Below are 11,333 nucleotides of genomic sequence, written 5' to 3'. Positions count from 1 at the left end.
GGCTCCGGTTCAGATTCAGATGATGACTCAGATGGTCAGGACTCCGGTTCAGCTGGTCAGGGCGCTTCTCAAGGCTCTTCAACCCGTAACCCACTCAGTGATGAAGATTTTCAGCGCTTGGGTGAAGCATTGGCCGATCTTCATGAGCTTATCGATCAAGCGATCAATAAACATGCTTCAGTGAATCCGGCATCCTATGAGGACATTTGTAACTATAACGTCACGCCAGAGCTAAATGGGCGAATGTTATCAATGCCAATCCAAAGCAGTATCAACTCTGGTGCTCGTGCGATTAAACGTATTATCGAATCGCAGATGTGGGCTAAAGAGGCTGTACCCATCATGTACGATGAATCTGGTAGTGATTTTGACTGTGATTTACTTGCGGGTGTAACTGCTGGTAACAGTCGAATCTTCTATACAGAGGATATCGTTGAGACTCATAAATCTTCATTCGTTATTGCGATTGATATTTCTGGCTCAATGGCTGTGCCTGTTACAAATGAGTTTGGAGATCGAACTGGCTACTGTCGATTAGACATTGCCCAGAAAGCCGCCTTATCGCTTGCAGCTGCACTTGAAGAGTTGGATGTACCAGTATCAGTCTTGTATTTCAATACGATGGCTTATGTTGGAAAGTCATTCAATGAACCTTTGATGCAATGCTATCCGCGAATCGGTATTGACTCTAGTGATGGTACTGAAACCAATAAGGCTGTCTTAGCTGCTCGTCAAGAGTTTACAAAGCTCGATTTGGCAAGCAGAAAGCAATTACTTGTTGTTACCGATGGGTGTCCAGCTGATACACATGCTGTCGAAAGTCAGGTAGAGCAATGTAAAGCCGAAGGGATTGATGTTGCGTCAATCAATATTTGCGAATCAAGGTACGGAGGCATTCCAAATTATCAAGTGATACGTGATGCTGATGACCTTCCCGCTGTGTTGGATGACATGATTCAACAGAACTTGTTGTCATCGATTGAAATTAGTTATACGTAACAGTGACGCTCTTCGGAGCGTCCCTTTTAGGAGGTCAAAATGAGCAATTACAGAAGATCAAAAATCCAAGATGTACATGCGTTAGTGATGCGTCATGGTGGCTGGTCCTCAGTGTTCAAATGTTACGGTGAACTAACTGAGGCGATGCGAAAGTCTTCAAATGGTGTTTCTAAAGCTGTACCAGATCCATTCACTGGCAAAGGCAAAACTGTCTTTCGCTTGTACAAAGATTGGAACGAGTCTGGTGGCGGTTATTACAATGGTAAGGGTCGTATTGGTGATGGTATTGATATGGTCGCTTGGCTTGAAAATTGTAATAAATCGAAGGCGATGGACATTATCTTAGATATTTTGGGGGAGTCTACAGACAACATTTCTCAACGAGAAGTGAAAGCCGTAGCCGCTCAAAAAGAAGAGAAAGCTGTTCTTAGTCCTGCAGATATAAGCAAACGCCTATGGATTTTGCAAAAGGTTGAACATGAGGCATTTGCTGTCACTGAATCTGAAATAGGTATGAACTATCTAATATCTCGCGGATTAGGTGACATTCAAATACCTTGCAACGTTGGGTTTCACTCACAACTTAAAATGTGGGACTCACAAAGCAACGAAGTGTATTTACCAGGCATTGTTTTATACATTCAAAATTTGAAAGGTGAGGCGATTGCTTTTCATCGAATTTTTTTGAATGACGATGGCTCAGATAAATCACCGTTGCTTGATAACCCTAAGATGCAAATGTCACCAATAGAGGATCCTCGCGGTGCATCAATACAGTTTGGTATGCCTTTAATCTGCAAAGATGAAATGGGTAATACACGAATTGTGTTAGGTGTTGGAGAAGGTCCTGAAACCTGTTTGGCTTGCCAGCATGCTGAGAGTATTCCTGTTTGGTCAGGTATCTCTTCTACCTTGATGGAGCTGATCGATATTCCTTTCGAAGTAACCGATTTGGTTATTTTTAAAGACAAAGATCGCCTTACACAAGGAAAAGACATGCCGGAAGGCGACAGAGCTGCCATCTCTTTGAAGGAACGTGTAGAGAAAAATATGAATCACTGCAAAGTGACCATTGCATCTCCACCGAGTCCCATCAAGGAATTGGCAAAATCACAAGATTGGCTTGATGAATGGTGTGATTCTGGATATCAGAATTTCATCGGATACTTAGCCAAAAACAAGCTGACACCGGTTGGTTTTCTCGATAGAGAATTTAACGATGTTGCTTAAATACGCATTAGCCTTCCTTCGGGGAGGCTTTTTGCTTTTAGGTCGCTCAAGGATTGGTCTAAACGCAAAAAGCTCAAGACAATGCACGGTTGCTGTATAACGATATAAATAAAATCACTGAAGGAGAACCTTATGGTCACTGGGTCTTGGTACACGGTTGATGGTAAAAACATTGAAGGGCTGTCCGAGCTAAAGTTCTCTGATATGGCCAATGCACTGACTGAAGTTGAGGCTGCCTATGAATGCATCGTCCTTGAAGAGTCAGAGCGGTTAGGGTGGAGCTTATTGCAAGTGAAAGCCGTTGTGCCAATTAAGGATGGCACAGTAAAACGAAAATCAACCTTAAGGTTACTACTCAGCCATTAGGTCACTAGAACACAAGTACTTCGTAAACACGGAAAATACCGCCAGTAATTGCCAAAAGTACGATGAAATTCATGTTAACTGTAATTGATTTACCCGAGAAATTTATCACTTTATTAAAGTGATTATTCCTCATCCAGTTAGGATGCTGTTGCAATATCCTCTTGTCTTATGACATGTCCCCATTGACTTTAATACCCAAGTCACAAAAACCTACCCATAGGGAACAGTTCGTACCCTATTACCATAGGTTGCGTTTGTTCCTTTATTCCTTGGAGGAATTACCATGCGCAACTCTATCATTGATGCAGCTTTAGCAAACTATACGTCTTCTATGACCCGCTATATCTGTAACGATAACCCGTTGGACCTACAAATCTCGCAATGCGCTGTTCGTTGGATTAACGCCTCTCTTGAGCTTACTGGCCGTGAACATTTCCGAACTACATCAAATGGATTATTAGATGTGCCATTTCTTTTAGATTCTAAATACCACGATAACTTCGCTACAGATTGCTGGTTTCTGGCTGAGACTTTATTTGTCCCGACTACTGAAACAATCAAGCAATCGCTTAAACCTGGTGACGTCATCAAGATGATTCACATGAACGATATTGATCCAATTGATGCAGGAGAACTTGGTCAAATCAAGCGTATCGACGACATGGGAACATTGCATATGCAATGGGACAACGGTCGTTCTCTTGGTATTTGCATGCCTGCTGGAGATTTATTCGAGGTTTATTATGCGAGTTAACAACACACCCATTCCAACTGATTCTTGTACGGCGCTTGTCGCACTAGAAAGAGCTGGATACAAAGTAAATTCTGAATGCCGAAATGGTTACTGTGGCGCTTGTCGTCTCAAAGCTACTGGCACTCCTACTTACTTAAATGACCCTATTGGATATAAGCAAGACGGTGAAATACTTGTTTGTTGCGTTGATTCGCAATCAGACATTGACATCGAACTACCTTAATTACCCATAACCCCAACAAACTCAACGTCAATCAAAGACATTGAACTTGTATCCCCAATTCCTATGGAGGAAACCCTTATGTCATATGAAATCATCTATGAGAAATTTGCTACGTTCTGTCCTGCAGATGTAGTAAGTCAACAAAAGAAAGATTTCCTACTCAAACATTTCAATATCAATTGTTCAACTATGAGCGATTACGATATCGATGCCGAACTTTTCAGACGGTTCAAGATCATCTCAACGGATAACTTGTACATGCTTCAACTCTTAATTGGTCCGTCCAATTGTGTTGATACAGAGTCAGGAAAGCGCACCCGAGATTGGATGTATTGCGGTGTCGACACTGAGTATTCACTATTCCAAAAATACGGATGTGAATGGTGCCGAAGTGTTGAAAGTGGCGATTTAAAGCCTAATGGTCGATGGGCAACCCCTGAAGGCTGGCTTAAATCATTACGATTGGCATTCAAGCAAGCAGTGAGTTATGAGGCTATGCCTTATTGTCATTCCATGTCTTTTTGGATCGTCAAACCTACAACCTGGGAAGATCAGTACAAACTCAAGCAGTTTGAATCGATTGTATCCAGCTTTGGTGCTGACATCATGGAAAGAAGTTGGTTTGGTACTCGCAAGTTATATTGCTCATTTAGCCCTGAGTCGATGTTTGAAATGTACCTGTTTCAAGAACTATCGATTCGTTTTTTTGGCAAACGTGCATTCAGCACGACTAGCCCGAGTCTAGGTCTAGTCAAGCAAAGAGCTATATAGCTCAACCCCTTACATCTTACCCATTAGCAGGGACTTTCTTCCCTGTGGGAAGTTGTCCCTTCAAAACCTTAATAGTTCTTGGAGGAACTGAATATGATCACTTCAGATATGCTTTTAACTGCAGCAAAACCCTTCGGATTACCAATCGTTGCGATTGATGATATTGAAGCTGATGCGCGTAGCTTGAATCGTACTCGCCGTGATAACCCAACCACCCAATTTCTCTGGGTTGTAAAGCCTTGTGGCAGTGTCTTGTTTCCAATTGGAAAAGGCGTGAATCCACACTTCGTGACATTTTGTTTTGAAGCAAGTCATCAAGCGTTCTTGATAAAAAATGACGATATCTTTCCGATTGAAACCGAAGAAGCCGAACAGCTTTCGTGCAAACTTCCTTTCGATGTGACGGGTATTCGATATCAAGAAACACTGGTACGCAAAGTCACTCAATTACTGAGCCATGCTTGCGTGCATTCTTCTGCTCTTGCGGAATGTAGCTTAGATGAAAACTCTAGCTGGAAGTCATGGCAACGTTGGTTCGAAGATCTAAATCATCCAGTCATGGCTGCGTTTATGTCTCTTTGTATTCAGCGTTCGATTGAACTGACGGAGGCAAACTGATGAATCGCAAAACTTTAGATATTCAACGTCCATGTCGTCGAATACACGATGGTCACAGCTTTATGATTGCTCAACGTGTTCTGCGTTTGCCTGATGAAGACTCTGGCCTGTCTCATTCAATTGTTCGATTCGAAAACAGTCGTGTTGGTTTTGGAAGCTTAAAGCTAAAAAGACGAACGGCAATTCGAATCACCAACAAAGAGAATGGTCAATGGATAATCCGATATTGCATGGGGAATGGCGGCAAGATTAAAGGGCTGAACAAGGAATATATTGCTATCGATTACGATGGTGTAAATGAACTTGGTGTGACCTTTAATAAAGACGTTCGTTTGTCTGTGAATACAGCTGACTGGTGGGACATTACAAGATGGTTTTGGACGTTCCCAGATCTCAATGTAAAGCTTTCCTTTCGTTTAGGTTTGATTGGATTTCTTTTAGGGATAATCAGTTTAGCTGACTTAATTGCGAAGCTATTTATAGCTTAACCCCCTGTGGGTCCGATACCCATTAGGGCGGTCCCCTCATTTCAAGAGGTATACCATGAATGAACTAACACCTACATCGCAAGATGTTGAAGCCCCTCGATCCGTTTTGGAGTTTCTAGACAACTTAACAGCATCGAAATACTTCTATCTTGAGGCCGCTGGCGCGTACCTTAGTGAAGTTATTGATTCTGAATTGCTCGATGATAAAGCCAAGTTGCTCGAATTCATTGAAGACAATAAGTGTGAAGCCGTTGAAGACATCAGCGCAGAGTTGGTTGAAAAGATGATTTCTGACCGTGCAGATACATTGCACAGTTCAGCGTTATACATCTTGAAATCATTTCTCGGCACTGTGCCTAAAACTGAGGTTGAAGCTCTTCAAGATGGCGCTGTTGCTGATATTTGGTATGACGCTTCGGACCACGGAGACACTAGCGCCGCAGCAGTCATCAAAAATACGCAAGATGCCATGAGCATTATTGCTGACTTCTTAACGAAGTAACCAATCTTAAAGGAATCTTCCTTTTACTCCCTTTGGGGCATACGTCCCGTAGGGGAGTTGTGTGCCTCATAGGTTAACCACCTTATGCAGAGGAACACATTATGGGCTTTTTTTCTTTCAAAACCGCTGACACAAAACAGTCAATCTTTAATACGTGTACTGAGAAGTGTCGTCCAGTGTACATGCTCCAACCAAACAACGAAGACCCAATATATGAGCCGGCTTATGAAGGTTATGGTGTTTTCGGAGGTGTTGATGCTTATACATGGTTAGCGAAACATAATTTGCCAACGACAGTCACGAACTCATACGATGACGATGAGCTCCGAACTCTGGGGATAAAATTGGCCTTTGGCTTAGACTCTTTTGAATACGATAACCATCTATTCATTAAAGAGAATGAGTTGGATGTGCTAAGACAGGTGAACCCTGCACTGCTTGAACGCGAGTTTACCCAATTCCAAGCTTTTTCCGATTTCATTATCGTGAACGGCGAGGAAATTAGACCAAACGATCTCCCATCGCATTTGAGAACTGACCTGCAATTAGCACCAGTTAAATACCCATTAAAATTCAGTTTCAGAAAAGGTAAGCAATACAGTGATTACCCTGCTTCTGAGAGCTGTCCATATCAAGGTTACTTCATTTAACCCCAAACCTTGATACAACCCACCACTACCCGTGAGGGATCTTCCCTCATAGGGATAGATCCCTCAAAATTGGAGGAATCTATCGTGGAATCAACCTATTTAGATGATACCGACCATATCTTAATTAAAGCGTTATCCAAAGAAGATATGCCGATAAATGAAATTGCCAAAAAGTTTGAAGTACCAATTGCCAATATCGCGATGTCACTAGACACCTGCCATTTTGCAATCACTGACAACATTTTGCGTAAAAACTCTCAGCTAGGAAAAATGAAATTGACTGCCATTGGTATTGAAAAACGATGTACCTTATGCAATCACTTTTTTCCGCTCACTAAAGAATTTTGGCACGTCAAGCGCACCACTAAACATGGCCAGCGTGAGATGGGAACCTGCAAAAGTTGTGAAGCTGAAAAAAAGCGTCGTCAAGAACTCGATGGCCGCTTAAAAGACTTAGGAGGTAAAATGTGTTTCTCGACACGTTACCTGAATAAGTAGCTGCATACCTTGTAGTTAAGATGAAAAGTCACCCGATCGGTGGCTTTTCATCCACCATTTCCATCCGCTTTGACACATCCAGCCATATCGCTTCACCCTAAATTTCAATTTCTTTGAAATACTTCCTAAATCCGCATTCGTATGTTGCATAACCGTTTTAACCGACTATCAAGAACTTAAATGGGTTAGCGCACATGAATAAACAGGACACGATCAACCAAGCACTGAATATCATCACCAGTTGGAACCTTGACGACAGCCATTCCAAATCCTTCTCTGATTTTGTCTTCTATTGGGCCTTTGCGCATACTAATCAGCACAAAGTGACTACAAGGTTAGATTCTAAAGAATCAGTACAAGATGGGGTGGTAGAGCTTGCACAGTTGTTAAGCAATGCAATGCTTAATGGGTACAGTGATCCAATCGGGGACATTCTGATTGAGTTAGGTGTGAATACAAAGACGAAACGAATGAACAATCATCAAGATGACGATTTTTTAGAGCAAATGATGGGGCTCAATGATAACGAGGTCTATGAACCATTTTGCGGTACTGGTGCGTTAACTATGGAGCTCATGCAGGCATATTGTGAAAAGCATACAGAACGTAGCAATCCTCTCGATCATTACACTTATTATCTCGAAGAGGTTAAGCCTCTCAACTGTGCAGCCGCAGTGATTCAAATCTTTCATAAGCTCGAATACCTATCTACCAAATTTGGTTCTGCCATCATTCCAGGCAACCTCAAAATCATCAATATCGATCCGATAACACGACAAGAGGGGACCCAACACTACATCGCCAGTAAGATGTCGGATGCTGAACAAATTGAACACAACCTGAACTCGCTGCCTAACACTCAACCGACGATACACTAGGGGGCATTTATGATAGTAAGTTTGAGTGCAGTTAAAGCATTCACCTTTCATGCTTGATTTTCCCGTTCAAGTGGCGTGAGCGAGTTTGCCATTTTGGTTTAGCAGTGTTCTGAGAAGGCTTTGCCCCTTAATGAGATACAGTCCAAAGTTGAAACAGTAATGTTGAGGTCACTTTGATATTCAAAAGTATTGAGCAGCTAAAGAAAAGGGCAAAGCCAACTTATTCACACCTTTCAGTGAGCATAAGTTTTGTTTTAAGAAACGCAAGTTTGATGTCATCAGTTTTGGTGAACTTGAACTTACCATCAGTAGAAGCGTCGAACCTTTCAAAATAGTATTCGAGTAGCGGATCATACCTACCACTGTGAACCCAAGTGTAGAACTTTCCGAGTTCGTATCGTAATTCTTTATTAAGGTCAGATCTTAATCTCAGTACACTAATGGTTGCTAGGTCAACGATGTTCATTTCTTGTAGATTCGTCTTAATCTCTTCAATCAGAGGTAGGAGGGATTCTTTATACTTATCAGCTAATGGTACAAGGTCAGCGTCAGTTACTTCCGCTTCAAAAATCATAATGAGGTCATCAATCTCTCCATTATAGTATTCGTTATCTAATCTTTTTTCTGACTCAGTGCGAAGAACATAGAGTTGTTCTAAAGGATCAGGTTTAGTCTCAATTTTTTCTTTTGAAAGTTTGTGTTGGTACTCAACAAACAGCGTTTCAATCCTATCAGCGATAACATCTAGGTACTCATATCGTATCTTGAGAAATTCGAACAGCTCATTGATATTCAGGTTTAACGTTAAGTCCTCTTTACCCACATCTCGACTGTACAAATGAACACTCAGGTCGCCAGTGTTGAAACTGCTTGTAAATGGCCAACTTGCGAATCGCTTTGAATTCTCTTGATTAAGATTTACTGGGTGAGCACCGAAACACGCCCTGATAGTTTTAAAGTAATTATTGTCATCTTCATTAGGGAAGAGGCGAGCTTTGAAGCATTTCTTTTCACCATGAAACGGATCTTTATTGTCATTCATAAACACTCGATGGAGTTGTTTGATTGACTCGAAAATGAGGTCTATTGAAGAGATAAGAGAGTAGACCTGCATACATCTACTATCTATATTCTTGTCAAACTCAGGTGCATTTTCTAAGTGCCTAACAGAAACAGTGATCCAATCCATAGCAGAGCAAACGAGGTTAAAAAGGTTCTTACCGCCTTTATCTTTGTAGATTTGATACACAAAGCTAGAGTTTGAGTTCACTAACTCCCTAAAATCCGTGATTTTATCATCACTAACAACGCTTCTCATTCACCAGTTCCTTTTCTAACTAACTGAAAATATTATAAAGAATGGCAATTATGATAGTGATAGTTCTTGAGCTCTTCAAATATATTATCTTTCGACACACATCATAGATTGATATTGGTTGAGTTTTATATTTGATGACCGCAACATAGACGAAATTCAATCGCGAAAAATTCCCAATATAAGGAATTAGCTAATGATTGATAAGGAGATTAAGTGCAAGTATCAGAACTAAAAACAGTGGCTACCCTGGTCCGGAAAGTGATTAAGAAGGTCGTTTCAGAGTCAACCTATGTTGATGTTGAGCTTCAAAGGTTTCCTTCAGGTTCGTGTGAGGTATCTAGTGTAATTTTGGGACTCTATTTGAGAGAAAAATATGCTGTTAACGTTGTACAGTCAGTCGGCAAACGTCCATCTCCGGAATGCGAGTACAGTGAAAATAACCATGTTTGGTTAACGGTGAATGAAACTATTGTTGTCGACATCACTGCTGATCAGTTTGACGATTGTTTGGAGAAAGTATTTGTTGGTCGCGATAGCGCTTTTCATGACACATTCGAAGTTTATGATACAAGACCGGTAGATTTTAGTTACTTACTGAGACGCGGTTCAGAGGGATATGGACATATATATAAGGAAGTAGTTACTCGAATGGCAAACTAGTTTACCTAGTCGCCAGCTTATTCGATTGGTTGAGTTTAGTTAACAAGGTGACTTTTAAGTGCTTTATATTTTTCGATGGAGGGGGTACTCATAGATAAATTTGATGTTGAGCTACTTGGTTGGGACGGTAGTCTGGAAAGTTGTTTAGACATGTTTTCAGGGCTTTATGGATATCACATTGACCCTAGTACCCACAAAAAACCTAATGAATGTATTAAGTATGAAGAATTCCTTAAAAGTTCAAATGTTTTGAATCAATGGCAAGAGAGTATGGCCAGTAACGGTGATACCCCGATATTTAAACTATTTCAGAGAAACTATAGAGGTTTCAATGTCGATGATTTCATTAATTTAGATATGGAAATACAGGAGAAAGGTCTTTCATTAGCCAAAGGTCAGATTTTGTTTCGCGGTGTCTGTTCTGAAAATGAAAATGATGACTGGACCAAACCTGTGTCTACAACTTTGTCTCCTTACATCGCGATTTACCACGCATTGAAAAATGGTTATACGAAGCCCATAAAAATATGTGTAATCGAGGTTCCAGTTGATACAAATGTAAAGGCTATTATAGGTCCATTTGGTGACAATGTTGAATTTGGGCAAGAGTATGAAGTTTTAGTCAATTTTAAGCACCGCCCGAAAGTTCATGAAGAGATAACTAGAGGCAATGTGACGTTCCAGTCATTACGTTGATTGAGTCTATGCATTGATCTTTATGGTCAGTATTGGATTCTGGTAGTACCTAGACACACGCTTTGGGACGTAGAAAAGTTTCAAACTTATTGTCCAGCGATAATAGTCATCAATCTTCATGAGAACTATATCGATTTGAATAGGTAATGACTGAAACCCACGGTCACGATGTACGTGTGCGCTATCTGCAATGGTTAGAAAGCACGCGTACTCAAAACAAGCAAAATAAGCTGACTAATTGGAAACAGTCACTGATTACTTTGCCATAGTACAAGGGCAAACTGAGTAACACACTGTCCAATGGGCAGCGAGGAAATTCCTCTAACTCAACTGGTTATTACGCCATCTGAAATGTAATCAGTCTTTTGACTGCCCCTAATAACTCTCTCTGAGTTACCAACGTTCACATACAAATCTTGTTTACACACCAAATAGTCCCATGAATAACTGGAGTCCAGATATGAATGTACTTAACTTCCTTGGTTTTGATTGCTGCATTGCTAAACGTCATTACGCTAACGGTGTAATTGCGCTTGAGCTGATTGCTGCTGAAACCGATGACAACATTAACAACGACACCTTTCCCGGTGAACGAATTTGTGTTGCAACAACCTGTGTTAGTAATGCCAACCTACTGACAAATGAAACCTGCATCAAAAACTACCCCTATCTGGCAGGGTAG

17 protein-coding genes are annotated in these 11,333 nt (G+C 41.0%); 16 read left to right on the top strand and 1 reads right to left on the bottom strand.

What is annotated here, in order from left to right:
• The 12 genes from AB4138_RS14805 to AB4138_RS14750 all read left to right on the top strand — a co-directional run.
• Nucleotides 1-999 (top strand): hypothetical protein (locus tag AB4138_RS14805; protein WP_372306582.1); only part of this gene is annotated, 999 nt, incomplete at its 5' end.
• Nucleotides 1,000-1,038: 39 nt separating this feature from the next.
• The gene (locus AB4138_RS14800) at nucleotides 1,039-2,229 is read left to right on the top strand and encodes a toprim domain-containing protein (protein ID WP_102424207.1); all 1,191 of its coding nucleotides are present in this window, start codon (nucleotides 1,039-1,041) and stop codon (nucleotides 2,227-2,229) included.
• 132 nt (nucleotides 2,230-2,361) lie between these two features.
• Nucleotides 2,362-2,595, top strand: coding sequence for a hypothetical protein (locus AB4138_RS14795; RefSeq protein ID WP_372103831.1), 234 nt, complete (start codon nucleotides 2,362-2,364; stop codon nucleotides 2,593-2,595).
• Nucleotides 2,596-2,878: 283 nt separating this feature from the next.
• Complete coding sequence (locus tag AB4138_RS14790) at nucleotides 2,879-3,349, top strand: DUF4314 domain-containing protein (protein ID WP_372050587.1); 471 nt, start codon at nucleotides 2,879-2,881, stop codon at nucleotides 3,347-3,349.
• Nucleotides 3,339-3,572 carry a 2Fe-2S iron-sulfur cluster-binding protein gene (locus tag AB4138_RS14785; RefSeq protein WP_081231380.1) on the top strand — a complete coding sequence of 78 codons (234 nt, stop codon included), beginning with the start codon at nucleotides 3,339-3,341 and terminating at the stop codon, nucleotides 3,570-3,572. Before AB4138_RS14790 ends, AB4138_RS14785 begins: the two co-directional genes overlap by 11 nt.
• Nucleotides 3,573-3,650: 78 nt before the next feature.
• Nucleotides 3,651-4,343, top strand: a complete 693-nt coding sequence (locus AB4138_RS14780) for a hypothetical protein (protein WP_136987179.1) — start codon at nucleotides 3,651-3,653, stop codon at nucleotides 4,341-4,343.
• Between the two features lie 93 nt (nucleotides 4,344-4,436).
• On the top strand, nucleotides 4,437-4,961 hold the full coding sequence (locus tag AB4138_RS14775) for a hypothetical protein (RefSeq protein ID WP_081231382.1): 525 nt from the start codon (nucleotides 4,437-4,439) through the stop codon (nucleotides 4,959-4,961).
• A complete protein-coding gene (locus AB4138_RS14770; protein WP_081231383.1) occupies nucleotides 4,961-5,449 on the top strand; it encodes a hypothetical protein in 489 nt (162 codons plus the stop codon). The genes AB4138_RS14775 and AB4138_RS14770 overlap by 1 nt, the downstream gene beginning before the upstream one ends.
• A gap of 55 nt (nucleotides 5,450-5,504) precedes the next feature.
• Nucleotides 5,505-5,951, top strand: coding sequence for a hypothetical protein (locus AB4138_RS14765; RefSeq protein ID WP_081231384.1), 447 nt, complete (start codon nucleotides 5,505-5,507; stop codon nucleotides 5,949-5,951).
• 101 nt (nucleotides 5,952-6,052) lie between these two features.
• Complete coding sequence (locus AB4138_RS14760; RefSeq protein WP_154724110.1) at nucleotides 6,053-6,601, top strand: hypothetical protein; 549 nt, start codon at nucleotides 6,053-6,055, stop codon at nucleotides 6,599-6,601.
• Nucleotides 6,602-6,685: 84 nt separating this feature from the next.
• Complete coding sequence (locus tag AB4138_RS14755) at nucleotides 6,686-7,099, top strand: hypothetical protein (protein ID WP_081231386.1); 414 nt, start codon at nucleotides 6,686-6,688, stop codon at nucleotides 7,097-7,099.
• A gap of 194 nt (nucleotides 7,100-7,293) precedes the next feature.
• Nucleotides 7,294-7,977, top strand: coding sequence for a hypothetical protein (locus AB4138_RS14750; protein ID WP_154723916.1), 684 nt, complete (start codon nucleotides 7,294-7,296; stop codon nucleotides 7,975-7,977).
• Between the two features lie 220 nt (nucleotides 7,978-8,197).
• On the opposite strand, the gene AB4138_RS14745 is transcribed toward AB4138_RS14750, so the two are convergent.
• Nucleotides 8,198-9,019, bottom strand: a complete 822-nt coding sequence (locus AB4138_RS14745) for a hypothetical protein (protein WP_241908785.1) — start codon at nucleotides 9,017-9,019, stop codon at nucleotides 8,198-8,200.
• A 489-nt stretch (nucleotides 9,020-9,508) separates the two neighbouring features.
• On the opposite strand from AB4138_RS14745, the gene AB4138_RS14740 reads away from it, so the two are divergent.
• From AB4138_RS14740 to AB4138_RS14725, 4 genes are all read left to right on the top strand, one after another.
• Entirely contained in the window at nucleotides 9,509-9,955 is a 447-nt protein-coding gene (locus AB4138_RS14740; protein ID WP_081231389.1) for a hypothetical protein, read from the top strand.
• 150 nt (nucleotides 9,956-10,105) lie between these two features.
• Entirely contained in the window at nucleotides 10,106-10,651 is a 546-nt protein-coding gene (locus AB4138_RS14735; RefSeq protein WP_372050591.1) for a hypothetical protein, read from the top strand.
• Nucleotides 10,652-10,797: 146 nt separating this feature from the next.
• Nucleotides 10,798-10,920: a hypothetical protein gene (locus AB4138_RS14730; RefSeq protein ID WP_276605648.1), complete on the top strand. Its 123-nt coding sequence runs from the start codon at nucleotides 10,798-10,800 to the stop codon at nucleotides 10,918-10,920.
• A 191-nt stretch (nucleotides 10,921-11,111) separates the two neighbouring features.
• A complete protein-coding gene (locus AB4138_RS14725; RefSeq protein WP_372306579.1) occupies nucleotides 11,112-11,333 on the top strand; it encodes a hypothetical protein in 222 nt (73 codons plus the stop codon).

The organism is Vibrio sp. 10N.286.52.C3 (assembly GCF_041468865.1).
Classification (GTDB): Bacteria; Pseudomonadota; Gammaproteobacteria; order Enterobacterales; family Vibrionaceae; genus Vibrio; species Vibrio crassostreae_C.
Note: the sequence above shows the minus strand (reverse complement) of the source record. Positions and strands in the feature narration are given on the sequence as shown.